We start from the raw sequence: 24,897 nt of genomic DNA, 5'->3' as shown, positions 1-24,897 counted from the left end.
CGCGGAACCCGCACCCCGCCGCCGCGGTCGGCTTCGCATCAGTGGTCACTCATGCAGCGTACGTCGCCGCGGCGGAAAGCTTCCGGGGGCGGCGCCCCGCTTCTCAGCGACCGGGCCGCACCGACACATCGTTCATCTCCGCGTCCCGCGGCAGATCGATGGCCGTGAGGATGGCCGTCGCGACCGACTCCGGGTCGATCCAGCGGGCCGGGTCGTACTCCTTGCCCTCCTGCCGGTGGGTGCTCTCCTGCATCGGCGTGGCCGTACGTCCCGGGTAGACCGAGGTCACCCGGACGCCGTTGTCGTGCTCCTCCGCCCGCAGCGAGTCGGCCAGCGCCTTCAGACCGTGCTTGCTCGCGGCGTACGCGCCCCACTGGGCGTTCGCACGGAGCCCCGCACCGGAATTGACGAAGACGACATGCCCCTGGGCGACCCGTACCAGCGGCAGCAGCAGCCGGGTGATCTCGGCGGGCGCGGCCAGGTTGGCGGTCAGCTGCCGCTGCCAGGCCTTGGCCGGCAGATCGCCGACCGCGCCCAGCTCGATGACGCCCGCGATGTGGTGGAGGGAGTCGATCCGGTCCGGCAGCGGCTGCTGTCCGAACGCCCAGGACAGCTTCTCCGGGGTGGCGAGGTCACCCACGAGCGTGCGGGCGCCCGGGAACTGCGCGGCCAGTTCCTTGGCCCGGACGGCGTTGCGCGCCAGCAGCCACAGGTCCTCCCCGCGCTCCGCGAGCCGCCGTGCGACCGCCGCTCCGATGCCCGACCCTGCGCCCGTGATCAAGTGCGTACCCATGGGGCCGATCCTAACGAGCGGGCGACGGGGACGCGGGGTGCGGGCGCTCAGGCCTGGATGCCCGCTTTCTCCTCCAGGTAGGCCAGCGCGCCGACACCGTCCGCCGCGAAGAAGACCAGGTCGGTGAGCGGAATCGGCAGGAACCCCTCCGACGCCATCCGCTGGAACTGCTCCTTCAACCCGTCGTAGAAACCGGCGGTGTTCAGCAGCACCACCGGCTTGGTGTGCATCCCGTGCTTGCGCAGCTCCAGGATCTCGGTGGCCTCGTCCAGCGTGCCCGTACCGCCGACCATGATGACGATGGCGTCGGCGCGCGCCAACAGCTGCGCCTTCCGTTCGGCGAGATCCTTGGTGACGACCATCTCATCGGCGCCTTCACGCGCCTTGTGCCGCAGGAACTCCACGGACACGCCGATCAGCTTCCCGCCGGCCTCCTGCACCCCGTCGGCCATGACCTTCATCAGGCCGGTGTCCGAACCGCCCCAGACCAGCGCATGCCCGCCCTTGCCGATCAGCTCGGCGAACCGGCGGGCAGGGACGACATACCGCTCGTCGAGGTCGGCGGCGGAGCAGAAGACACAGATATTCATGCGATCACCTTACGAGCCGGGGGCCGCGAAGCCGGCCCCAAGGGACTCGTCGACGCCCGGCCCCAAGAGGCTCGTCGCCACCGGCCCCAAGGGTCTCGTCGACGCGGCCGGGAAGCGGCTTCCCAGGTTCTCGTCGACGCGGGCGCGAGGCTGCCCCAGGGGGGGCGGGGGTGGGGGTGGGTTCGGGGGTGGGGGGAGCTGAGCCCTCGACTGCTGAAGCCGGCAGACGCGACGCCGCCTTCCTCAGGAGACGCGACGCCGCCCCGGCAAACGCCAAGTCGCCCCGTCCCCGCCCCGCCTCAGATCAGTCCCTGGTCCAACATCGCATCGGCCACTCGCTCGAAGCCGGCGATGTTGGCGCCCGCGACATAGTCACCGGGCAGCCCGAAGCGTTCCGCGGTCTCGTAGCAGCGGTGGTGGATCGAGCGCATGATCGTCGCGAGCTCGCCCTCCGTACGCTCGAAGGACCACGCCTCGCGCGAGGAGTTCTGCCGCATCTCCAGCGCGCTGGTCGCCACACCGCCCGCGTTGGCGGCCTTACCGGGGCCGAAGGCCACGCCGGCCCCCTTGAGGAGCGTCACCGCCGCCGGAGTGGTCGGCATGTTGGCGCCCTCGGAGACCGCCTTGACGCCGTTGCGGATCAGGACCCGGGCGGCGTCCGCGTCCAGCTCGTTCTGGGTCGCCGACGGCAGCGCCACCTCGCATGCGACATCCCACACCCGCCCACCGGGGACATACCTGGCCGACAACCCGCGCCGCTCGGCGTACTCACTGATCCGGCCGCGCTCGACCTCCTTGATCTGCCGCAGCAGCGCCAGATCGATGCCCTTCTCGTCGACGACAAAGCCGCCGGAGTCCGAGCAGGTCAGCACGTTGGCGCCGAGCGCCTGCGCCTTCTCGATGGTGTAGATCGCGACATTGCCGGACCCGGAGACCACCACCTGCTGGCCGTCCAGCTCCTCGCCGCGCTGCTTGAGCATCTCCTCGGTGAACAGCACATTGCCGTAACCGGTGGCCTCCGTACGGGCCTTGGAGCCGCCCCAGGCCAGCCCCTTGCCGGTGAGGACACCGGGCTCCCAGCGGTTGGTGATCCGCCGGTACTGGCCGAAGAGATAGCCGATCTCCCGGCCGCCTACGCCGATGTCGCCCGCCGGTACGTCCGTGTGCTCGCCGAGATGACGATGCAGCTCCGTCATGAACGACTGGCAGAAGCGCATCACTTCGGCGTCCGACTTACCGTGCGGATCGAAGTCGCTGCCGCCCTTGCCTCCGCCGATATTGAGCCCGGTCAGGGAATTCTTGAAGATCTGCTCGAAGCCGAGGAACTTCACGATCCCCAGATTCACGGACGCATGGAAACGCAGACCGCCCTTGTACGGGCCGAGCGCGCTGTTGAATTCCACCCGGAAGCCCCGGTTGACGTGAATCGCTCCGGAATCGTCCTGCCAGGGGACACGGAACATGATTTGCCGCTCCGGCTCGCAGATCCGCTCCAGGATCTTCGCGTCGGCGAACTCCGGGCGGGCCTTCAGCGCGGGCGCCAGCGTCTCCAGCACCTCAAGAGCCGCCTGGTGGAACTCGGGCTCCCCGGGATTCCGCCGGACCAGCTCGGCGTACAGGGATGCCGGCCCGGCCGCATGAACGCCGGGCTTGACCTCAGATTGAACAGTCGACATGACTTCCGTTCCCTTCGTGGCCGCGGAAAAGGCCGTCTGTGGTCCGGACCCTGACGAGCCCTCACAAGTGCAACAACTCCTTGCGAGTCCTTATCGTCACCATTCGTCGACCCGGCAACCTTTGACGTCCCGTCGCGTTGCCGACTTTATGGGCGGCACCCCGCCGATCGACTGTGGGATGCGCGACACGGCGTTCCCGTACGCAATTCCGCCAAGCCGCTGACGCCCCCGGCGCGCCCCTCTCCCACCCCATGTCCGCAGGTCAGCGCCCCGACACCGCCCGTCTGGCACCGCTCGCCGCACCGCACACCCCCCTTTCCGGCGGGCGCTGTGCGACACCTCACAGTTGACCGGCGGAGACCTTTTCGCACCTCATGGGCCCCGCGTGCCCCGCCCATCACCCCCTCCGCGCACGCCGACCGGTGGACGGTGCCGTCATTTCCGTCACGAGCTGTCTGCGACGCCGTGGGTGACAGCCGGCGCCAGAGGACCTGCCGAGACCAGCCCACCCCCGTGATGCGGCTGGTCCCGGCCCGCCCGACCCGCCCGGCTCCTCGGATCTGCCGGACAGGACCTACGGGGTGTCTCCCCGGCCCCGGGACTCCTGGGCGCCAGAGCCCCTCAGCTTTCCGTCACGGCCGGCACGGGGGCGCTCCCACCCGCTCCCGCTGCACCCACCCGGTCGCCGGCGTCGCGCTCCGCCTCGGCCTCCGCCTCGGCCCGGACCATCTTCTCCATGGGTTCGGCACAGCTGCCGCCCGCGACGACCATTGCCAGCAGGATGGCGACCACCATCAGCACGGACCCGAGCCAGACCATCGTGTGCACCGGAACGGTGTAGGCGCCGATCACCCGCGCCACGCACTCGACGAGCAGCACGGTCCCCCATATCAGCGAGAACCTCCGCTCGGCCCTGCGGAACGGCGCGGACCCGGCCGCCAGCCGGTCCCAGGCGGCGCTCCTCGCCGCGATCCCCTTCGTCACGAACGGCTTGAGCCCGGCGGTCATCAGGGGCTTCCCCATGAACACGGAGACGATCACCGCGATACCGACGACACTGCTCACCCCGCTGTCCTTGGCGAGCATCAGCCGCGGATCGCCGGTCATCGTGCTCATGGCCAGGCCCACGGCATTGACGACGAGGATCAGCAGCGCAAGGCCGTTGACCCCCGTGCGCCGCACCAGGGCCCAGACCGTACGCAACGCCGGCACCACACTGCTCCAGCCCAGCGCCGCGACCTCGCTCAGCCCGAACCCGTCACTGAGGAGGTAGTACGACGCCAGGGGAATCCCCACGTCCAGGACGAGCGGCAACAGGCTCTGCGCCAGTGGAGGGGAGCCCGTGCCGTTCGCGACGCCCTGGCTCCGCTCAGGGCTCCGGCTCCGGCTCCGATTTTCGCTCCGGCCCCAACTGTCGCTCTCGCTCCGGCTCTCGCTCCGGCTCCGGTTCACGGCGGCTCCCCCAAGGTGCTCTCCGAACAGCGTCTTCCTCGACGCCTTCAGCTTCGGGCACGGCCACGCACGGCAACAGTTCCGACTGTCCTCACTTCCCCATGACATTTGTCAGTTGCGGGCGCCGCGCAGCGCATCGGCCGGGGCATCGGCCAACCGCCGCGAGAGAAAACGGAACGCGCGCTCCGCCCCACACACCTGCTGTGGCGCTCCATACCTGCTGACGAGCGCCTCTTACGCCCCCGCCCGCACCCGCCGCTCCGTGGAGGCGATGGTCGCCGAGCCGACCACTCGGCTGCCGTCGTACAGCACGATCGCCTGGCCGGGGGCCACGCCACGGACCGGCTCCGCGAACGTCACCTGGAGCTCGGCGCCGTCCAGCAGCTCCGCTGTGACCTCGGTCTCGCCGCCGTGGGCGCGGAGCTGGGCCGTGTACGTCGCGGGGCCCGCCGTCGGGGGGCGGCCGCACCAGCGGGGGCGGATGGCGGTCAGCCCCGTGACGTCGAGGGCATCGGCGGGGCCGACCGTGACGGTGTTGTCGACCGGGGAGATGTCGAGGACATAGCGCGGCTTGCCGTCGGAGGCCGGATGGCCGATGCGCAGGCCCTTGCGCTGGCCGATCGTGAAGCCGTACGCGCCCTCGTGGGTGCCCAGGACCACGCCGGACTCGTCGACGATGTCGCCGGGGGCCGTGCCGAGCCGCTTGGCGAGGAAGCCCTGGGTGTCGCCGTCGGCGATGAAGCAGATGTCGTGACTGTCCGGCTTCTTGGCGACGAACAGGCCGCGGCGGGCGGCCTCTTCGCGGATCTCCGGCTTGGTGGTGAGGGTGTCACCGAGCGGGAACATGGCGTGCGCCAGCTGGCGGTCGTCGAGGACGCCGAGGACGTACGACTGGTCCTTGGCCATGTCGGAGGCGCGGTGCAGCTCGCGGGTGCCGTCCTCGCGCAGGACGACCGTGGCGTAGTGGCCCGTGCAGACCGCGTCGAAGCCCAGCGCCAGGGCCTTGTCCAGGAGCGCGGCGAACTTGATCTTCTCGTTGCAGCGCAGGCAGGGGTTCGGGGTGCGCCCGGCCTCGTACTCCGCGATGAAGTCGTCGACGACATCCTCACGGAAGCGTTCGGCGAGATCCCAGACGTAGAAGGGGATGCCGATGACGTCGGCGGCGCGGCGGGCGTCGTGCGAATCCTCGATCGTGCAGCAGCCGCGGGCGCCGGTACGGAACGACTTGGGATTCTCGGAGAGCGCGAGATGCACGCCCGTCACGTCATGGCCGGCCTCGGCGGCGCGGGCCGCGGCAACGGCGGAGTCGACACCACCGGACATGGCGGCGAGTACGCGGAGGCGGCGGGGAGCGTCATCAGTCATAGCCAGTCCAGAGTAGACGGAACCGCCGACAGGGCCGAAAGCGTTATGCAGCGCATGGGGAAAAGGGGCGGGGAACGGGGCAACGGCCAGGGTGCCGCGCCCGGCATCACACGGCGGCGGGCGTTGTGGATCGGGGGCGGCGGGGCGGTGGCCGCCGGGGCCGGGGCGCTCGCCGCGCAGGGCGAGCTGGCGCACTGGTGGTGGCGGATTCCGGGGAACGAGAAGCCTCGTACGGCGGGGGCGGTGGATTTCCGGGGCGCGCAGTGGGTCTCGGCGTCCTCCGAGAACTACCGGCGGGCGGACCGGCCGGCGGATTACGAGATCGACCGGGTGGTCATCCATGTCGTCCAGGGCAGCTATGCGACCGCGCTGGATGTGTTCCGGGACCCGGACCACGAGGCCGCCGCTCATTACGTGGTCCGCAAGGACGGGCACATCGCCCAGATGATCCGCGAGCTGGACGTGGCGTTCCACGCGGGGAACCGCGGCTACAACGAGCGGAGCGTCGGGATCGAGCACGAGGGGTACGTGGACCGCCCGGAGTCGTTCACGGATGCCATGTACGCGTCGTCGGCACGGCTGACGGCATCGATATGCCGGCGGTACGGCTTCCCGGCCGACCGGGAGCACATCGTGGGGCACGTGGAGGTACCGGGGACGGATCACACGGATCCGGGGCGGCACTGGGACTGGGGACGGTATCTGGGGCTCGTACGGGCCGAGCTGCGCAAGCCCGTACCCAAGCCCGTGGAGTCCGCGGACAAGCCCGCGGGCAAGCCCTAGCCCGGGACCGCGCTCCGCCCCCGTACCCGAGCCCTAGCTCAGGCCCGCGCTCCGTGCCCGTTCCACGACCGGGCCGATGGCCTGGGCCAGCGCCGCCACGTCCTCCGTGGTGGAGGTGTGCCCCAGTGAGAACCGCAGGGTGCCGCGGGCGAGCTCCGGGGACATACCGGTGGCCAGCAGGACATGGCTGGGCTGGGCGACGCCGGCGGTGCAGGCGGAGCCCGTGGAGCAGGCGATGCCCTGGGCGTCCAGGAGGAGCAGCAGGGAGTCGCCCTCGCAGCCGGGGAAGGAGAAGTGGGCGTTGGCGGGGAGACGGCCCGCGGGGTCCGGGTCGCCGCCGAGGACGGCGTCGGGGGCCGCGGCGCGTACCGCCTTGATCAGGTCGTCACGCAGGGCGCCGATGTCGCGGGCGAAGTCCTCGCGGTGGGCGGCGGCATGCCGGCCGGCGGCGGCGAAGGCGGCGATGGCGGGGGTGTCGAGGGTGCCGGAGCGTACGTGCCGCTCCTGGCCGCCGCCGTGCAGCACCGGCACCGGGGCGTACTCACGGCCGAGCAGCAGCGCGCCGATGCCGTACGGCCCGCCGATCTTGTGGCCGGAGACCGTCATCGCGGCGAGCCCGGAGGCAGCGAAGTCGACCTCCAGCTGACCGAACGCCTGCACCGCGTCCGCGTGCAGCGGTATGTCGAACTCCCGGGCCACCTCCGCCAGTTCACGGACCGGCTGGATCGTGCCGATCTCGTTGTTCGCCCACATGACCGTGGCGAGCGCGACATCGGCGGGGTTGCGGGCGATGGCCGTGCGCAGCCCCTCGGCGTGCACCCGGCCGTAGGTGTCGACCGGCAGCCACTCGACCCGGGCGCCTTCGTGCTCGGCGAGCCACTCCACGGCGTCGAGGACCGCATGGTGCTCGACGGGGCTGGCGAGGACGCGGGTGCGGGCCGGGTCGGTGGCCCGGCGCCACCAGTACAGGCCCTTGACCGCGAGGTTGTCGGCCTCCGTGCCGCCCGCGGTGAAGACGATCTCGCTCGGACGTGCGCCGAGCGAGACGGCGAGGGACTCGCGCGCCTCCTCGACGGTACGCCGGGCCCGCCGGCCGTCGGCGTGCAGCGAGGACGCATTGCCGGTGACGGTCAGCTGGGCGGTCATCGCCTGCACCGCCTCCGGGAGCATCGGGGTGGTGGCGGCGTGGTCGAGGTAAACCATGGTGCGCACGATTCTACGAGCTGGCGCGACGGGCTCCGGGGGCGCATGCGCAGCGCGCGGGAGCGCCGTGCGCCGGGGAGCCGTCGGCCGCTCGGCCCCGGGCTCCGGCGGATCACGCGCGGGAGGTGACGCTCCCGTTTCCCGCGGCCGCCCCCTCGACACCCCTGTAAGGAGTCACTAGCGTGACACTCATGACGCAGTGGCTCTTGGACCGTACGTTCCGCAGCGCGTCCGGCGACGAGGTGCGGTGGGCGGTACACGGCGAGGGACCGGCGGACGCGCCCGCGGTGGTCCTTCTCCACGGGACGCCGTTCTCGTCGTACGTGTGGCGGGGTGTGGCGCGTGCCCTGGCCGCGCGGCACCGGGTGTTCGTCTGGGACATGCCGGGGTACGGCGCCTCGGAGATGCGGGAAGGGCAGGACGTCTCGCTCGGCGCACAGGCCCGGGTGTTCGGGGAGCTGCTGGCGCACTGGGAGCTGGACGGGGAGACGGACCGGCCGGCCGTGGTCGCGCATGACTTCGGCGGCTGTGTCGCGTTGCGGGCGCATCTGCTGCACGGTGCCCGCTACGAGCGGCTGGCGCTCGTCGACCCGGTGGCGCTGGCCCCCTGGGGCTCGCCGACGTACCGGCTGCTGGGCGCGCATCCCGAGGTGTTCGGGCAGCTGCCGCCGGAGCTGCACCGGGCCCTGGTACGCGAGTACGTGTCCTCCGCGAGCCATCCGGGCCTGCACCCGGCCGTCCTCGACCGCCTGGTCGAGCCCTGGTGCACGCCCGAGGGACAGCCGGCGTTCTACCGGCAGATCGCCCGGAACGACCAGCGGTTCACGGACGAGATCCAGGCGCGCTACGGCGAGATCGGGCTGCCGACGCTGATCTGCTGGGGTGCGCAGGACAGCTGGATCCCGGTCGCGAAGGGGCACGAGCTGGCCTCCCGCATCCCGGGCTCCCGCCTCCACGTGATCGAGGGCGCGGGGCATCTGGTGCAGGAGGACACCCCGGCGGAGCTGACGGCGGCGCTGGCGGAGTTCCTGCGGACGGGACGGTAGGTAGGCCCCTCGGGCCTGTCGTTCGCGTCGGGCCCTAGTCCTGCAACAGCGCCCGCGCCAACTGCCGTGACTGGGCGACCAGTCGGTCCTCGGAGTCCCAGACCTCCGCATCCTCCTCCAGGAAGCCGCCCGCCAGGTTGCGGGTGGTGATGGCGACCCGCAGCGGGCCGGGGGCCGGGCGGCGGCGGATGTGGGCGGTCAGCTCGACGGTGGGCACCCAGCCGGACAGGCCCATCTCGAAGGCGGTGGGCGGCAGCGCGTCGACGGTCAGCAGGAGGGAGAGCGGGTCGGGCTCACGGCCGTCGGCGAGGCCGAACCAGGCGCGCATCTCGCCCTTGCCGGAGGGGGCGCCGACGGCCCAGCCCGCGGTCTCCGGGTCCAGGCGGAGGGCGAGCCGCTCGGCGATGGCCGTACTGCCGGGGATCGCGGGGCGGCCGTCGGGGGCACTGTCCGTGCCCAGGCAGTGCTCGTACGGGGGGATGGCCGGGGGTTTGGCGGTGGTGCGGATGTCGTCGGGCAGCGCACCGAGGTCGCCGTACGCCGCGAGCACCCGCAGCCGCTCGATTTCGCTGCCGTCCTCCGCGAACTGGATGAGGGAGGCGGTGCCGGTCGACATCGTGCGGCCGGTGCGGACCACGTCGGTGCGGATGACGGCGGGGCCGGGGACCGAGGCCGTCAGATAGTGCGCGGTGACGGAGAGCGGGTCGGGGTGCGGGAGGGCGTCGCCCAGGGCGCGGCCCATGAGAGCGAGGAGATAGCCGCCGTTGACCGCCTGGATGATGGTCCAGCCGGCGGAGAGGTGCGCGTCGTACACGCCGGGGGCGCGGCGGGTGACCGCCGTATCGCGGTCGAACTCGCTGTTGCCTTGGGTCACCAGAGCCATGGGTTGCACGCTACACCGGATAGTTACCGACCGGTAGTGTCAAATTTAACGGCCTCCGGCGGAAGCTCTCCTTCCGCGCCTGCGATGATGTGCGCCATGCTTCACGTGCTCTACCTGGTCGGCGTGGCCGCCTTCGCCGCGAGCGGGGTGCTGGCCGCCTATCGCGCCAACATGGACCCGTTCGGCGGCCTGGTGCTCGCCTTCGCCGCCTCCATCTCCGGCGGCACGCTGCGCGATCTCATCCTCAACCGGCAGCCGCTGTACTGGACGCACGACTGGGTGCTGCTGACCGTGATCATCTGTGTCGGCGTCGGCACCATGGCCTATCTGCGGTTCTGGCAGCTGCCGCACAAATCGCTGCTGGTGGTCGACGCGATCGGACTGTCCGTCGTCACGGTGATCGGCGCCCGCGCCGCGATCGATGCGGGCGCCACCCCGCTCGCCGTGATCATCCTGGCGGTGCTGACCGGAGTCGCCGGCGAGGTCATCCGCGATGTGCTGTGCGGGGAGTTCCCGCCGCTGCTGCTGCGCGAGGACGTCTATGCGATCGCCGCGCTGGCCGGCGGCTGCTGCTATCTGCTGTTGCATCACCTCGGCACCGGCGCCACCCCCGCCGCGGCGATCTCGGCGGGGGTGGTGTTCGGCCTGCGGATGGGGGCCGTCTACCTCGGGCTGCATCTGCCGCGGCCGCAGCAGCTGCGCAACCGCGGCGGGCAGCAGGACACCGACTGACGTCCGCGCGACGGCCCCGGGGTCCTACTCGCCCGGCAGCGGCGGCCTGCTGTCCGTGTTCAGCCAGGCGGCGAAGAGATCGTCCAGCTGCTGCCCGGAGATCTTCTCGGCGAGCGCGATGAACTGGGCGGTGTCCGCGTTGCCGTAGCGGTGCGCGGAGGTCCAGGCCGGCAGCAGCTTGAAGAACGCCTTGTCGCCGATCCGCTCGCGCAGTGTCTGGAGCGTCATCGCGCCCCGGGTGTAGACCGCCTGGGCGAACATGGTGTCCCGCTGCGGATCGGCGACCTTCACCTTCCAGAAGGCGTCGCCCGCCGGCCTGGCGTCGTACGCCTTGCGGAAGGCGTCATGGGCGCTCAGGGTGCCCTTGTGCTCGGCCCACAGCCACTGCGCATAGCTGGCGAAGCCCTCGTTGAGCCAGATGTTCTTCCACTGCCTGACCGAGACCGAGTCGCCGAACCACTGGTGGGCCAGCTCGTGGACGATGGTCGTCTCGTTGCGCACGGCCGAGTAGGCGGGCTTGGACTGCACCTCCAGCGAGAAGCCGGCCTGCGGCATGTCGTCGACGATCGCCCCGGTCTCCTCGAAGGGGTACGGCCCGAAGACCTTCGACCAGTAGTCGGTGGCCTCGGCGGTGACGCCGTAGACGTCGACGCTGCCGGTCGGCAGGGTCGGGTCCGTGGCGACATAGACGGGCGTGCCGCCGGGGGTGGTACCCGTACGGACGTCGAACTTGCCGATGGTGGCGGTGGCCAGATATGTCGCCATCGGGCGGCGCTCGCGCCAGTGGGCGTACGAGCGGCCGTGCGCCTCCCCGGAGTTGACCAGCCGGCCGTTGGAGACACCGGTCAGGCCCTTGGGGGCGTCGATGCGGATGTCGTAGGTGGCCTTGTCGCCGGGGTGGTCGCTGGAGGGGAACCAGGTCGAGGCGGCGTTCGGCTCGCAGGCGACGAAGACGCCGTCCTTGGTCTTCATCCAGCCGTAGTCGGAGCCGAAGACGATCGGGCCGCTCAGCGGCTTGGGGACGCCGTGGTAGGCGACGGTGACGGTGAACTTTTTGCCGCGGCGCAACGGGAAGTCGGGCCGTACGGATATCTCGTCGCCGGATCTGGCGAAGTGCGCCCGCCGGCCGTTCACCCGGACCGAGTCGACCGTCAGCTTCTGGAGGTCGAGGTGGAAGGCGGAGAGGTTCTGGGTGGCCCTGGCGGCGAGCGTGGTGCGGCCGTCGAGGCGGCCGCTGCCGGGGTGGTAGCTGACGCCGAGGTCGTAGTGCAGGGCGTCAAAGCCGCCGTTGCCCAGCTCGGGGAAGTACGGATCACCGATGCCCGGGGCGCCGGGGGACGCCCCGGGCGCGGCGGCGATCGTGGCGGCCGAGGCCACCGCGGTGGCCAGCGCGAGCCAGCGGGAGGTGCGACGTGCGGAACGGGAGAGTGCCATGAGTCATCCCTTCGGACACACGGATGAAGTTCGCCTCAAGATCGAACAACCGTGCTGACTCTGCACTCTCCCGCCGCTTTTCACCCAGGACTTTGCCAAGTCCCAAGTGTTACTTGCCGGTTGCCGCCGCGCCGGCCGCCGGAGCCGCACCTTCCGCGTTCTCCGGGTGGTGACAGGCCACCTGGTGTCCCGTCCGCAGCGCGACCAGCGGCGGCTCGGTGGTGGCGCACACCTCGGTCGCCTTCCAGCAGCGGGTACGGAACCGGCAGCCGGAGGGCGGGTTGATCGGCGAGGGCACATCGCCCTTGAGCAGGATCCGGTCGCGCTGGGTGCGCCGCTTGGGGTCGGGCACCGGCACGGCGGACAGCAGCGCCTTGGTGTACGGGTGCATCGGCGACTCGTAGAGCGCCTTGCGGTCGCTCAACTCGACGATCTTGCCGAGGTACATCACCGCGATCCGGTCCGACACATGCCGGATGACGGAGAGGTCGTGGGCGATGATGACGTACGTCAGGCCCAGCTCCTCCTGGAGGTCGTCCATGAGGTTGACGACCTGCGCCTGGATCGACACATCCAGCGCGGAGACCGGCTCGTCGGCGACCACCAGCTTGGGCTTGAGCGCCAGCGCACGGGCGATGCCGATGCGCTGCCGCTGGCCGCCGGAGAACTCGTGCGGATAGCGGTTGTAGTGCTCCGGGCTCAGGCCCACCAGCTCCAGCAGCCGCTGCACCTCCTTCTTCACCCCGCCCTCGGGCTCGACGCCCTGGAGGCGGAAGGGGGTGGAGACGATGCCGCCGATGGTGTGCCGCGGGTTCAGCGAACCGTACGGGTCCTGGAAGATCATCTGGACGTCACGGCGCATCGGCCGCAGCTTGCCCGGGGACAGATGGGTGATGTCCCTGCCCTGGAACTCGATGGAGCCGCCGGTCGGCTCGTCGAGACGGGTGATCAGCCGGCCCATGGTCGACTTGCCGCAGCCGGACTCCCCGACGATGCCGAGGGTTTCGCCCGGCCGTACGTCGAAGTCGATGCCGTCGACCGCCTGCACCGCCCCGACCTGCCGCTTGAGCAGGCCCTTGGTGATCGGGAAGTGCCGGACCAGACCGCGGACCTTCAGCAGCGGCTCGGCGTCGGAGGAGGACTCCGCGGAACGGTCCGCCGGGGCGGCCGTCTTCTGGAGCGGAATCTTCTTGTTCTGGTCGTCAGTCGTCTCGGTCACAGCTTCGGCGCAATCTCTTCGGTCCAGATACGCTCCCGCTCCTCCTGCGACATATGGCAGGCGGAGAAGTGCCCGCCGCCGGCCTGGCGCAGTTCGGGACGGACCGTACGGGTGAGGTTGTCCTTGGGCACATCCGCGTACGGGCAACGGGGGTTGAAGGCGCAGCCGGACGGGACGTTGATCAGGCTGGGCGGGGATCCCTTGACGGGGATCAGCCGGTCCGTCTGGTCACGGTCGATACGCGGCATGGAGCCGAGCAGACCCCAGGTGTAGGGGTGCTGGGGCTCGTAGAAGACCTTGTCGGCCGGGCCGCGCTCGATGCACCGCCCGCCGTACATCACCAGCAGGTCGTCGGCGAGCTCGGCGACCACACCGAGGTCGTGGGTGATGATGATGACCGCCGAGCCGAACTCCTTCTGGAGATCGCGGATCAGGTCCAGGATCTGCGCCTGGACGGTGACGTCCAGTGCGGTGGTCGGCTCGTCCGCGATCAGCAGCTCCGGGTTGTTGACCAGCGCCATCGCGATCATGGCGCGCTGGCGCATGCCGCCGGAGAACTGGTGCGGATGGTCGTCCACCCGCTTGTCGGGCTGCGGGATGCCGACCCGGTCGAGCATCTCGACCGCCCGCTTGCGCGCGGTCTTCTTGTCCACGTCGTTGTGGACGCGGTAGGCCTCCACGATCTGGGCGCCGACCGAGTAGAAGGGGTGCAGGGCGGACAGCGGATCCTGGAAGATCATCGCCATCTCGCGGCCGCGCAGCCGGCGCACCTCGTCCGGTTCGGCGGAGACCAGCTCCTTGCCGTCCAGCCAGATCTCGCCGGACATGTTCACCTTGCTGCGCTGCTGGCGCGAGGCGCGGTGCAGGCCCATCACGGCGAGCGAGGTCACGGACTTGCCGGAGCCGGACTCGCCGACGATGCCGAGCGTCTTGCCCTTCTCCAGGGTGAAGTTCAGTCCGTCGACGGACTTCACGAGCCCGTCGTCGGTGTTGAAGTGCACCTTCAGGTCCCGCACTTCGAGGAAGGCGGAAGAGGGCCGGGAGCCGGCCGCGGTGGGCGCGCCCACGACGGCCTCGGTCTTGTCCTCGGAGGAGTCGTTCACGAGAGCCTCACCCGCGGGTCGACGGCGGCGTACAGCACATCCACCACCAGATTGCATATGACGATGAAGAACGCGGCGAGCAGGGTGACGCCGAGGATGTTCGGGAGGTCGTTGGCGTTGATCGCCTCGACGGCGAAGGCACCGACTCCCTTGAGCGAGAAGACCTGTTCGGTGATCAGCGCGCCGCCGAGCAGCAGGCCCAGGTCCATGCCGAAGACGGTGATGATCGGGGTGAGCGCGGCCCGCAGACCGTGCCGTACGACCACCTTGCGCTCGCGCAGGCCCTTGGCGCGGGCCGTACGGATGTAGTCCTCGCTCAGTGTCTCCAGCATGCCCGCTCTGGTGAGCCGGGCGTAGAGCGCGGAGTAGAGGAAGGCCAGGGTGACCCAGGGCAGGACCAGGGTCCGTGCCCAGCCGAACGGGTCGTCGGTCAGATAGATGTAGTCGCTGCGCTCGAAGATCGGCCACTGGTAGGTGAACAGCGCCAGTGCCAGGGCTCCCGTGAAGAACATCGGGAGGGAGACGCCGGCCAGGGCGACGCCCATGGCCATCCGGTCGAAGAGCGAGCCGGGGCGCAGCGCGGAGAGCACGCCGGTGGCGACACCGGAGACGACCCACAGCACGGCCGCGCCGGCGGCCAGGGAGAGGGTCACCGGAAGCCGGGACTGGATCTCCGGCCAGACCTCGATATGGGTTTTGAAGGAGTAACCGAAGCACGGCACATGGCACTTGGCGACTTCGGGACCGAATTTGTAGTCGACGCCGACGAAAATGCCCTTGAGGAAGTCCCAGTACTGCTCGTACACGGGCTTGTCCAGGCCGAGATTCTTCTTGACCGCGGCGATGTCCGCGGCCGTGGGGGCCTTTCCGATGTACTGCTGGGCAAGCTGGTCGGTGCTCTGCCCGGCCAGCTTCGGCAGCAGGAAGAAGATGCCGAAAGTGACCGCGCTGACGATCAGCAGCAGGATCACTGCGCTGATCAACCTGCGGATGATGTACGAGAACACGGGGATGCGGCGTCGGCGCCGCGAGCCGGTTCATCACCGGCCCGCGGACCCCAATGCCTTCACCTGCCTTCCAGGGCTGCTACTTCTTGACGCCGATGTTGAGGTAGTCGTACTGACCGCTGAAGGCCGAGGTGGACACCAGGTTGGTGGCCTTGGGCGAGCGGTACATCAGGACCTTGAAGTAGGTGAGCGGGACCAGCGCCGCCTGCTCCATCGTCTTCTTGTCGATCTCGGCGTACGCCTTCTCGCGGGCCGCCTTGTCGGTGTTGGCGATGGCGCTCTCGAGCAGCTTGTTGATCTCCGGGTCGTCCAGCTCCGACAGGTTGGTGTTACCGGACTGGCTGATCGCCTTGCCGTTCAGGATCTGCTGGAGGTAGCCGTAGCCGGTCGGGAAGTCCGAGCCCCACTGCATCATGATCATGCCGACGTTGTTCTTCTTGTTGAACTTCGGCACACCGGCGTAGTCCGAGAAGTACTTGCTGGTCGGGTAGGACTGGATCTTGGCGGTGACGCCGATCTTCTTCAGCGAGTCGATGACCGTGGTGGCCGCGTCGACCTCGTCCTGGCGGTCGTTGCGGGCCAGGATCGTGGTCGTGGTCTTGCCGGCGCCGCACTTGGCCCAGTGCTTCTTGGCCTCGGTCAGGTCCAGCTTGTCGCCGTCGTACTTCTGCGGGTACAGGTCGTACTTCTGGTAGCCGTCGATGTCGGTCGGCAGGACCGTGGAGGCCAGCTCGCCGCGGATCGGGCCGCCGAGCGAGGTCTGTACGGCCTTCTTGTCGATGGCGTACTCGACGGCCTTACGGCACTCGATGTTGTCGAACGGCTTCACCTTGGTGTTCAGCGCCGTGTAGACGAGGCGCTGGCCGAGTGTGTTGTCGGTGTTGCCCTTCGCCTTGGAGTCCGTCAGGAGCTGGGCCTGCGTCTGCCCGTCGACACCACGGCCGGCCAGGTCCACCAGGGTGTTGCCCGACTGGAGGTCCTTGTCGATGGTCGACTGGGCGACCTTCAGGTTCAGGACGATCTTTTCCGGCAGCTGCTTGCGCAGCGGGTCCGTCTTCGCGGACCACTGCGGGTTGCGGACCAGGGTGAGCTTCTTGCCCTCCTGGTAGCTCTCGAACTTGTAGGAGCCGGTGGACAGCACGGACTTGGTGTAGTCCGCGCCCTTGTCCTTGGCCTGCGGGACCGGGGCGGTCTGCGGGGCGCTCACCAGGTAGTCGAACTCGGCGAACGGCTTCTTGAGGTGGAAGACGACCGTCTGCTCGTCCGGGGTCTCGATGGACTTCAGACCGGCCTTGCTCTTGTCCTTGTAGGGACCCTTGTAGCCGCCGTCGTTGTCCTTGAGGAACTGCTGGAAGTAGTTCGGGCCCAGCGAGAGGGTGTCACGCGCGAAGTTGCTGCGCTCGACGGCGTACTTGACGTCCTGCGAGGTGACCGTGGAGCCGTCGTCGTACTTGACGCCCTTGCGGATCTTGTACGTCCAGGTCTTGCCGCCGTCGCTGGGCTTGCCCATCGACTCGGCGAGGTCCGGGACCAGCTCGTTGCCCTTGGGGCCGGGGCCCGGCTTGAAGGTGGTGAGCGGGCGGGCGTAGAGCCGGCTGAAGTTGTAGATGAAGGCGTAGTACGTGTTGCCCGGGTCGAATGACTCGGGGGCGTCACTGATCGCGTAGGTGAGCGTGCCGCCCTTCTCGTCCGAGGCGTTGACGATGCCCTTGGTGGCGGCGTTCGCCTCGCCCGAGCCCTCCGAGGAGCCCTTGCCCCCGCTACAGCCGGCCAGCAAAAGGCCCGCACTGGTGATGGCCGCGACAGCCGCGACCGGAACTGACCTTCGCATGATGGTCGGTGTCCCCTTCGTTCGTCGAGAAACGCAGAAACCAGAAACGCAAGCAACGCAAGCAACGCAGTAACTCTGTGACGCGGTAACGCAGTTGGGACGTCTGGGAAGGCGCCGTCAGCGGCTGCGCGGGTCCAGCGCGTCCCGCAGTCCGTCACCGAGCAGGTTGAACGCGAGCACGGTGACGAAGATCGCGAGGCCGGGGACGATCATGTACTGAGGGTCGACCTCGTAGTACTTGACCGCCTGGTTGAGCATGCCGCCCCAGGACGCCTGCGGGGGCTGGATGCCGACGCCCAGGAAGCTCAGCGCGGCCTCGAAGAGGATGTTGGAGGGGATCAGCAGCGTCGAGTAGACGATGATCGGCCCGACCAGGTTGGGCAGCAGCTCCCGGAAGAGGATGAAGGGCCCGCGCGCACCCATGCCGCGAGCGGCGTCCACGAATTCCCGCTCGCGCAGCGACAGTGTCTGCGCACGCACGATGCGGCCCATGTACGGCCAGTTGAAGAAGCCGATCACGAAGATCAGCACCGAGATGTGCAGCGGCAGGCCCTCCAGGCCGAAGGCGCCGCCCTGGAGCGATGCGGAGATCGCGATGGCGAAGAGCAGCAGCGGGAAGGCCAGGAAGACATCCATCATCCGGCTGATGAGGGCGTCCACCCGCCCGCGGTAGAAGCCGGCGACCACACCGAGGACGGTGCCGATGGCGACCGACAGCACGGTCGCGCCGAACGCGACGATCAGCGACACCCAGGAGCCCTCCAGGATCCGGGCGAGCAGATCGCGGCCGAACTTCGGGTCCACGCCCAGGGGATGGTCCCCGCTCATGCCGCCCATGTCGCCCTTGGGGAGCGTGGTGTTGGGATCGATCAGCGACTGGTTGGGGTTGTTCGGGTCCAGCCCCAGCAGGGACTGGATCGGACGGGAGAGCGCGGCGACGACGATGAGCAGGATGACAACGATGGCACCGGCCACCGCAACCTTGTCCCGCCGGAAGCGCAACCATGCGATCTGACCGAGCGAACGCCCCTCGATCTGCTTTCCTTCGACGCCCTTCAGCACCGCTTCCGGCTGCGCCTCAGCAGCCGCCCCGGTGGTCTCGATCGGTGCGGTCACAGTGCCTTTGACCCCTCTCGGCCGACGGTGGCCGGCCCCTGCCCGCCGCGGATAGCGGCCTGGTTCACATCACTGGTGCAAGTCGGTGCAAGTGGTGCAAGTGGTGCAAGTACTGCGGGCATCGCGGAAGTTCACACTAGGGAGATCAGAAGCTCGCGCGACGCCGTACGAGATGACGCTCGTACAAAGGACCGAGGCCCGTTGTTTCCGGAGTCTTCATCCCTTTCGCGATCAGTCACCAGCCCTGACGGGGAAAGGATGCGCAACTGTGATGTGCTCCACGGCATTCCGTTATACGGACAACAGTTCGGGCTGAGCGGGGTGAACACCCACGGGAGAGGGCCTCAACCGCCGGGCATGCAGGGTGAATTCACCACAAGATCGACGCCCGGCCGGCACGGTCGGACGTCGGAGACAAGCTGTCAGTAAGGGCGCGGGTAGCCGTAGCCGTACGACGGCGCGGGCGCCGGCTGACCCGGCCCCTGGGCGTAGCCGTCACGGTCGAAGAAGGGGCGTGCGGAGGCCCGCATCCACATGCCGACCGGGTCGTACTCGTCGTTCATCGCGACGGTGGAGACGGGCAGACCGTCCGGCACCGCGCCGATCGACTGCTGGATCATCAACCGTACCGAATCCACCGCTTGTTGGCCGGTGTCGTACAGATCCAGACCGATCGCCAGATAGGGGGCACCGAGCGCGGGCTGCACCCAGGCCCGGCGCAGCGACCGCACAGCGGGCGTCCGATGGGCGTTCTGGGCCAGCAGCGCATAGAACTGCGGGATGTCGATGACCGGTTCGGAGATCCGCAGCGGACCGGCGGGCAGCCGGTCCAGACCACCGGCGATACGGCGCAGATCCAGCCAGGGGATGCCGACACCGCCGCCGGGGGCATGCGGATTCAGCCACAGGCCCCAGCGGTCGGGGAAGAGCGAGGCGGCGATCTCCGGGCCGGTGACGACTTCGTGGTCACGGTTCCAGCCGGAGGCGGCGAGCTCGGGCGCCGAGGTCACACACGGCGCATAGCCGAGGCCCTCGACCTCCATGTTTCCGTACTGCGCATCGGACATGCCGGCCCGGCCGTGCCAGAGCAGCATCCAGACCTGGCTCGCGGCGAGCGCGTGCAGCAGTGCCTCGTAGGCGTCGTAACGGCCGGGCGCGACCTGCTGGAGCAGCTGCTCCAGCTGTCCGGCCGCCGCCGGCCCTTGATGCGCACCCGCGCTCACGTGGTCCGTCCCTTCTGTCAGCAGGGCACGTGTGGGTGCGCCCGCCCGTCATCCAACCAGCTTACGAGTGGTCCCGAGAGTAGAAGGGCCGCACACGCTCCAGCATCCAGTCGGCGACCGGGTCACCCTGGGCGAGGTCGAGCATGACGAGCTGTACGGGCCAGGGCAGCGGTACTGCGCCGAGCGCACGTCCGAGGGCTGACAGTACCGCCTCGCGGGCCGTGCCGTCGTGCAGTGCCATCACCTCCGCCCCGATCTGCACTCCGACGAACAGTGCGGGCGTGTCGCCCTCGACACTTGCCAGGGCACGCCGGGCAGTCAGGACAATTCCGGCGCCGGAGAACTCCAGTCCGGCGGCGGCCAGGAAGTCCACCGGTTCGTCCTGCCAGTCCGGCTCGAAGAGCCGCACCCGGCCGCCGCTCGGCAGACCGGCCGGCTCATGGCGCCCCTCCCGGCACAGTTCGGCCACCGCGGGCGGCGGCAGCGGGACGCCTATCGTGCCGTCGGGGTTGACCGCGATGCCGATGTGCGGCGGCAGCCCGCGGGCGAACTCCCGGGCCGGGGCGACGGTGAAGGACAGGTGCGAGCCGACCACCCGCAAGAACTCCTGCTCGGAGCTGTAGACCGGGACATAGGCCGCACCGCCGAGCTCGACCGTGGGCAGATCGAGGCCGCGGGTGCCGGGGCCCGCGCTCTTCGGCCCGCCGCCGTTGGGCAGCGGCACCCACACCCGGCTGCGGCCCAGCACCTCGACGATCCGGCCACCGGCGCCCGGGTGCCCGACCGACGCGGCCAGCACCTCTTCGAGCTCGTTCGCCGGCCATGCCAGCTGCGGTATCCCCTGCTCCGGAAATGTCATGTGTATCCACCCGTTCCCAACCACGCCATCTGGCCAAAGACCCTAGACGAGAAGGCGGGAGGTGGAACCCGGGGGGCGGGGTGCCGGTCCGTTCAGTCGAAGCTGACCGTCTCCAGGGCGCTCGCCGCCCGCCGGTCGAGAAGTACCACCGAGCCGAACCCCTTCGGCAGCCGGGCCGACTCCGCCGCGCCGACCAGCCGGCCCACCGCCCCGCGGTGCCGCGCGAAGGCGTATCCCGACACCCCTCGGCCCCGGGACTCCTGGCCCGAGAGCGCCACCTCGGGCGCCACATCGAGCAGCACCAGGTGCAGCCCGCGGCCGCCGCGCGCCGCGGACCGCGCGATCCAGCGGCGCACCCAGGCCAGGGTGCCGCAGTCGTGCACCACCACGCTGTCGCCGGAGCGCAGCGCACGGTGCAGCGTCAGATAGTGGGCGGCCCGGACCAGCGGGCGGTAGAGGGCGTACGGCAGCCGGCGCAGCCTGCCCCGCGCCCAGCGCTCGCGGACGTCCTGCGAATCGATGCGGTGCACCGCGGCGCCGTGCGCGTCCAGCGGCGGCACGACACGGTGCATGAGGGTGCTCTTGCCGCTGCCCGGCAGGCCGGAGACCACCACCAGGTCACCGGCCGGAAACCGCAGCTCGGCGGCGCCCCGCGCCCGTCCCCCGCCCCGGAGGTCCACGGTCTCGGCAGCGCGCCCCGGCCGGACCACGGGCCGCGGCGGCCGCCCGGTCCGGGTCATGACGGGCGGCGCCGCCGGCACGACGTCCGGGGGCGCAACCCCGGAAGTGGCCCCCCATGCCGCTTCACTGTGCACCGTGATCGTCCTCCCCGTCCGGTTCTGCTCCGGTTCGAGTCCGTCCCCTACCCGCAGAGTGTCAAGAAAAGGTAATGCCCATCAAGGAGATTGTCCGATCTGCCCATGTCACGGCCGGGGCGGCGGCCGGGACTCCTGTATCCGGCGATCCCGTGCAATGATGTGGCCGCCACGTGCACCAGCGCAGCTACTCGTGCACGGCCAACTCCATACCGGCCGCTTGAACCCGCGCGGGAGAGTCCCCGGCCGCCATGGCGGGGCGCCGAAGGAGCAAGTCCTCCCTTGAATCTCTCAGGCCCCTATACCGCGCGGGCGAGGCAGATCTGAAAAGCGAGCCACTGCCCGGCCTACGGGCGGCTCCACCCAAGGTGCAAACCGGGTCCGTTCGCGCGATCCCGGTGAACCTCTCAGGTTCCGATGACAGATGGGGAGAACGTCTTGTCACCCATGCCTGGGAGCCCAGAACCATGACAGATGCCCCCCGCCTCACCGCGCTGGACGCCACCCATCGCGCGCTCGGTGCCACCATGACCGACTTCGCCGGCTGGGACATGCCGCTCCGCTACAGCAGCGAGCGTGACGAACACGTCGCCGTCCGCACCCGCGCCGGCCTCTTCGACCTCTCCCACATGGGCGAGATCACCGTCACCGGCCCGCAGGCCGCCGACCTCCTCGACTACGCGCTGGTCGGCAACATCGGCGGCGTCAAGACCGGCCGCGCCCGTTACACCATGATCTGCGAGGCCGAGGGCGGCATCCTCGACGACCTGATCGTCTACCGTCTCGCCGACCAGGAGTACATGGTCGTCGCCAACGCCTCCAACGCCCAGGTGGTGCTGGACGCGCTCACCGCGCGCGCTGGCGGTTTCGACGCCGCGATCCGCGACGACCGGGACGCCTACGCACTGCTCGCGGTGCAGGGCCCGGAGTCCCCCGCGATCCTCAAGGCGCTCACCGACGCCGATCTGGACGGTCTCAAGTACTACGCGGGACTGCCCGGCACGGTCGCCGGTGTGGAGGCACTGATCGCCCGTACCGGATACACCGGTGAGGACGGCTTCGAGCTGTTCGTCCGGCCGGCCGATGCGGTCGCCCTCTGGGAGGCGCTGACCGAGGCCGGCAAGGACGCCGGTCTGGTGCCCTGCGGTCTGTCCTGCCGCGACACGCTGCGTCTGGAGGCCGGCATGCCGCTGTACGGGCATGAGCTGAGCACCGCGACGACGCCGTTCGACGCGGGCCTGGGCCGGGTCGTGAAGTTCGAGAAGACCACCAACGGCGGTGACTTCGTGGGCCGCGAGGCGCTGGCGGCCGCCGCCGAGCGCGCCGAGACCCGGCCGCCGCGCAAGCTGGTCGGCCTGGTCGCCGGGGGCCGCCGGGTCCCGCGCGCCGGGTACCCGGTCGTCACGGCCGACGGCACGGTCATCGGTGAGGTCACGTCCGGGGCGCCGTCCCCGACGCTCGGCAAGCCGATCGCCATCGCCTATGTCGACGCCGCCTACGCCACACCGGGTACCGAGGGTGTCTGTGTGGACATCCGTGGAAGCCATGAGCCGTACGAGGTCACCGCTCTGCCGTTCTACAAGCGGCAGAAGTAACGGTTCATCGGCGGCGGACCCGGGCAGCGGTGCGCCCGCGCGTCTCACTGTGCAAGACCCTCCCCCTGGCCGTGCCAGGGGGCGACCCCCTTCACGATCACACCCTCGCGTACAGGAGAATCGAGCCATGAGCAACCCCCAGCAGCTGCGCTACAGCAAGGAGCACGAGTGGCTGTCGGGCGCCGAGGAAGGCGTCTCGACGGTCGGCATCACCGAGCACGCGGCCAACGCGCTCGGCGACGTCGTCTACGTGCAGCTCCCCGAGGTCGGTGCCACGGTCGCGGCGGGCGAGACCTGCGGCGAGCTGGAGTCGACCAAGTCGGTCAGCGACCTCTACTCGCCCGTCGACGGTGAGATCACCGAGATCAACGAGGATGTCGTCAACGACCCCTCGCTGGTGAACTCCGCCCCGTTCGAGGGCGGTTGGCTGTTCAAGGTGAAGATCAGCGGTGAGCCGGGCGACCTGCTCTCGGCCGACGAGTACGCCGCCTTCATCACCGGCTGAGCCACCCGGCTCCCCCGACCGCCACCGCCCGCGTGACAGCTCCCCCGGACTCCGCCCAGGGGACCCTCTCGCGCCCCTGACTCCCCAGGAAAGACTCATGTCGCTTCTGAACAGCTCCCTCCATGAGCTCGACCCCGACGTCGCCGCCGCCGTCGACGCCGAACTCCACCGCCAGCAGTCCACCCTCGAAATGATCGCGTCGGAGAACTTCGCCCCCGTCGCCGTCATGGAGGCCCAGGGCTCCGTCCTCACCAACAAGTACGCCGAGGGCTACCCCGGCCGCCGCTACTACGGCGGCTGTGAGCACGTCGACGTCGTCGAGCAGATCGCCATCGACCGCATCAAGGCGCTCTTCGGCGCCGAGGCCGCCAACGTCCAGCCGCACTCCGGCGCACAGGCCAACGCCGCCGCCATGTTCGCCCTCATCAAGCCGGGCGACACCATCCTGGGCCTCAACCTCGCCCACGGCGGCCACCTCACCCACGGCATGAAGATCAACTTCTCCGGCAAGCTCTACAACGTGGTGCCCTACCACGTCGACGAGAAGTCGAACCTGGTCGACATGGAAGAGGTCGAGCGCCTCGCCAAGGAGCACCGCCCGAAGCTGATCGTCGCCGGCTGGTCCGCCTACCCCCGCCAGCTGGACTTCGCCGAGTTCCGCCGGATCGCGGACGAGGTCGGCGCCTACCTGATGGTCGACATGGCGCACTTCGCCGGCCTGGTCGCCGCGGGTCTGCACCCCTCCCCCGTGCCGCACGCCCACGTCGTCACCACCACCACGCACAAGACCCTCGGCGGTCCGCGCGGCGGCGTGATCCTCTCCACCCAGGAACTCGCCAAGAAGATCAACTCGGCGGTCTTCCCGGGCCAGCAGGGCGGCCCCCTGGAGCACGTCATCGCGGCGAAGGCGGTGTCCTTCAAGGTCGCGGCGTCCGACGACTTCAAGGAGCGCCAGCAGCGCACCCTGGACGGTGCCCGCATCCTCGCCGAGCGCCTCATCCAGCCCGACGTGACCGAGGTCGGCGTGTCCGTGCTGTCCGGCGGCACCGACGTGCACCTGGTCCTCGTCGACCTGCGCAACAGCGAGCTCGACGGCCAGCAGGCCGAGGACCGCCTCCACGAGGTCGGCATCACCGTCAACCGCAACGCCATCCCGAACGACCCCCGGCCCCCGATGGTCACCTCCGGCCTGCGCATCGGCACCCCCGCGCTGGCCACCCGGGGCTTCCAGGCCGAGGACTTCCGCGAGGTCGCCGACATCATCGCCCAGGCCCTCAAGCCCGCCTACGACGCCGAAGCCCTCAAGGCCCGCGTCACGGCACTCGCGGACAAGTTCCCGCTGTACCCGTCCCTGTGACACGTCTCATGCAGTGACCTCCCCGGCCGCCGACGACCGGCGGCCGGGGAGGGAACAGAGCCGGTGAGCCCGGGGCGCTCGGTCCCGGGCTCGCTGTCTGCCTGCCCGTTCTCCTCCCCGCTTGCGCGCTGTCACGGTGCACTCCGGTGTGGTCGCCGCGTGCATGGCCGACGCGGCGGAGGGCAGCAGACCTTCCACGGGGAGGCGGCATGGCGGCCGGGCCCCGCTCCGGCGGATCAGAGCCGGACCGGCCTCCTCGACAGGCCGGGACCCGTGCGCCGCCCGGCATCGCCCCGGCGCCGTATCCACA

General features: G+C 70.0%; 22 protein-coding genes and 1 riboswitch. Of the genes, 6 read left to right on the top strand and 16 right to left on the bottom strand.

The window, feature by feature from the left end; genetic code table 11:
- Window positions 1-103: 103 nt before the first annotated feature.
- From IF67_RS0103975 to mnmA, 5 genes are all read right to left on the bottom strand, one after another.
- Entirely contained in the window at window positions 104-793 is a 690-nt protein-coding gene (locus IF67_RS0103975) for an SDR family oxidoreductase (protein WP_030982141.1), read from the bottom strand.
- Between the two features lie 47 nt (window positions 794-840).
- On the bottom strand, window positions 841-1,383 hold the full coding sequence (locus IF67_RS0103970) for a TIGR00730 family Rossman fold protein (RefSeq protein WP_030982139.1): 543 nt from the start codon (window positions 1,381-1,383) through the stop codon (window positions 841-843).
- A gap of 299 nt (window positions 1,384-1,682) precedes the next feature.
- Window positions 1,683-3,059: an NADP-specific glutamate dehydrogenase gene (gdhA, locus tag IF67_RS0103965; protein ID WP_030982137.1), complete on the bottom strand. Its 1,377-nt coding sequence runs from the start codon at window positions 3,057-3,059 to the stop codon at window positions 1,683-1,685.
- A gap of 621 nt (window positions 3,060-3,680) precedes the next feature.
- Window positions 3,681-4,388, bottom strand: a complete 708-nt coding sequence (locus tag IF67_RS0103960) for a VC0807 family protein (protein ID WP_037838769.1) — start codon at window positions 4,386-4,388, stop codon at window positions 3,681-3,683.
- A 357-nt stretch (window positions 4,389-4,745) separates the two neighbouring features.
- A complete protein-coding gene (gene mnmA / locus IF67_RS0103955) occupies window positions 4,746-5,876 on the bottom strand; it encodes a tRNA 2-thiouridine(34) synthase MnmA (protein WP_030982132.1) in 1,131 nt (376 codons plus the stop codon).
- A 54-nt stretch (window positions 5,877-5,930) separates the two neighbouring features.
- Here mnmA and IF67_RS0103950 point away from each other — a divergent pair, with 54 nt between their 5' ends.
- Window positions 5,931-6,659 carry an N-acetylmuramoyl-L-alanine amidase gene (locus tag IF67_RS0103950; protein ID WP_078889269.1) on the top strand — a complete coding sequence of 243 codons (729 nt, stop codon included), beginning with the start codon at window positions 5,931-5,933 and terminating at the stop codon, window positions 6,657-6,659.
- 33 nt (window positions 6,660-6,692) lie between these two features.
- Here the strand turns inward: IF67_RS0103950 and IF67_RS0103945 are convergent, their stop codons facing one another.
- Window positions 6,693-7,862 carry a cysteine desulfurase family protein gene (locus tag IF67_RS0103945; RefSeq protein ID WP_030982129.1) on the bottom strand — a complete coding sequence of 390 codons (1,170 nt, stop codon included), beginning with the start codon at window positions 7,860-7,862 and terminating at the stop codon, window positions 6,693-6,695.
- A gap of 191 nt (window positions 7,863-8,053) precedes the next feature.
- Here IF67_RS0103945 and IF67_RS0103940 point away from each other — a divergent pair, with 191 nt between their 5' ends.
- On the top strand, window positions 8,054-8,908 hold the full coding sequence (locus IF67_RS0103940; protein WP_030982127.1) for an alpha/beta fold hydrolase: 855 nt from the start codon (window positions 8,054-8,056) through the stop codon (window positions 8,906-8,908).
- Between the two features lie 34 nt (window positions 8,909-8,942).
- Here IF67_RS0103940 and IF67_RS0103935 read toward each other — a convergent pair whose 3' ends face one another.
- A complete protein-coding gene (locus IF67_RS0103935) occupies window positions 8,943-9,791 on the bottom strand; it encodes a thioesterase family protein (protein ID WP_030982125.1) in 849 nt (282 codons plus the stop codon).
- 96 nt (window positions 9,792-9,887) lie between these two features.
- Here IF67_RS0103935 and IF67_RS0103930 point away from each other — a divergent pair, with 96 nt between their 5' ends.
- The gene (locus IF67_RS0103930) at window positions 9,888-10,523 is read left to right on the top strand and encodes a trimeric intracellular cation channel family protein (protein ID WP_051817517.1); all 636 of its coding nucleotides are present in this window, start codon (window positions 9,888-9,890) and stop codon (window positions 10,521-10,523) included.
- A gap of 24 nt (window positions 10,524-10,547) precedes the next feature.
- Here the strand turns inward: IF67_RS0103930 and IF67_RS0103925 are convergent, their stop codons facing one another.
- The 9 genes from IF67_RS0103925 to IF67_RS0103885 form a co-directional block, all read right to left on the bottom strand.
- Window positions 10,548-11,957: a M1 family metallopeptidase gene (locus IF67_RS0103925; protein WP_030982122.1), complete on the bottom strand. Its 1,410-nt coding sequence runs from the start codon at window positions 11,955-11,957 to the stop codon at window positions 10,548-10,550.
- A 109-nt stretch (window positions 11,958-12,066) separates the two neighbouring features.
- Complete coding sequence (locus IF67_RS0103920) at window positions 12,067-13,176, bottom strand: dipeptide ABC transporter ATP-binding protein (RefSeq protein WP_030982121.1); 1,110 nt, start codon at window positions 13,174-13,176, stop codon at window positions 12,067-12,069.
- A complete protein-coding gene (locus IF67_RS0103915; protein WP_030982119.1) occupies window positions 13,173-14,279 on the bottom strand; it encodes an ABC transporter ATP-binding protein in 1,107 nt (368 codons plus the stop codon). The genes IF67_RS0103920 and IF67_RS0103915 overlap by 4 nt, the downstream gene beginning before the upstream one ends.
- Window positions 14,276-15,286 (bottom strand): ABC transporter permease, encoded by a 1,011-nt coding sequence (locus tag IF67_RS0103910; RefSeq protein ID WP_030082315.1) that lies wholly within the window; start codon window positions 15,284-15,286, stop codon window positions 14,276-14,278. The genes IF67_RS0103915 and IF67_RS0103910 overlap by 4 nt, the downstream gene beginning before the upstream one ends.
- A 79-nt stretch (window positions 15,287-15,365) precedes the next feature.
- The gene (locus tag IF67_RS0103905; RefSeq protein WP_030982116.1) at window positions 15,366-17,117 is read right to left on the bottom strand and encodes an ABC transporter substrate-binding protein; all 1,752 of its coding nucleotides are present in this window, start codon (window positions 17,115-17,117) and stop codon (window positions 15,366-15,368) included.
- A 117-nt stretch (window positions 17,118-17,234) separates the two neighbouring features.
- Window positions 17,235-18,233 (bottom strand): ABC transporter permease, encoded by a 999-nt coding sequence (locus IF67_RS0103900; protein ID WP_030982115.1) that lies wholly within the window; start codon window positions 18,231-18,233, stop codon window positions 17,235-17,237.
- A gap of 422 nt (window positions 18,234-18,655) precedes the next feature.
- Entirely contained in the window at window positions 18,656-19,456 is an 801-nt protein-coding gene (locus IF67_RS0103895) for an enhanced serine sensitivity protein SseB C-terminal domain-containing protein (RefSeq protein WP_030982113.1), read from the bottom strand.
- Between the two features lie 61 nt (window positions 19,457-19,517).
- Window positions 19,518-20,315, bottom strand: coding sequence for an enhanced serine sensitivity protein SseB (locus IF67_RS0103890; RefSeq protein ID WP_030982111.1), 798 nt, complete (start codon window positions 20,313-20,315; stop codon window positions 19,518-19,520).
- Window positions 20,316-20,407: 92 nt separating this feature from the next.
- Window positions 20,408-21,055, bottom strand: coding sequence for an AAA family ATPase (locus IF67_RS0103885; RefSeq protein WP_037838767.1), 648 nt, complete (start codon window positions 21,053-21,055; stop codon window positions 20,408-20,410).
- Between the two features lie 296 nt (window positions 21,056-21,351).
- Window positions 21,352-21,447, top strand: a riboswitch (glycine riboswitch).
- A gap of 150 nt (window positions 21,448-21,597) precedes the next feature.
- Here IF67_RS0103885 and gcvT point away from each other — a divergent pair.
- The 3 genes from gcvT (at window position 21,598) to glyA (ending at window position 24,587) form a co-directional block, all read left to right on the top strand.
- Window positions 21,598-22,725 (top strand): glycine cleavage system aminomethyltransferase GcvT, encoded by a 1,128-nt coding sequence (gene gcvT / locus IF67_RS0103880; RefSeq protein WP_030982108.1) that lies wholly within the window; start codon window positions 21,598-21,600, stop codon window positions 22,723-22,725.
- Between the two features lie 127 nt (window positions 22,726-22,852).
- Window positions 22,853-23,230, top strand: coding sequence for a glycine cleavage system protein GcvH (gene gcvH, locus IF67_RS0103875; RefSeq protein ID WP_030982106.1), 378 nt, complete (start codon window positions 22,853-22,855; stop codon window positions 23,228-23,230).
- 97 nt (window positions 23,231-23,327) lie between these two features.
- Window positions 23,328-24,587, top strand: a complete 1,260-nt coding sequence (glyA, locus tag IF67_RS0103870) for a serine hydroxymethyltransferase (RefSeq protein ID WP_030982104.1) — start codon at window positions 23,328-23,330, stop codon at window positions 24,585-24,587.
- Window positions 24,588-24,897 lie beyond the last annotated feature (310 nt).

The sequence above is a fragment of the Streptomyces sp. NRRL S-1813 genome (genome assembly GCF_000719605.1).
Taxonomy (GTDB): domain Bacteria; phylum Actinomycetota; class Actinomycetes; order Streptomycetales; family Streptomycetaceae; genus Streptomyces; species Streptomyces decoyicus.
This window is presented reverse-complemented; position numbering and strand designations above follow the sequence as displayed.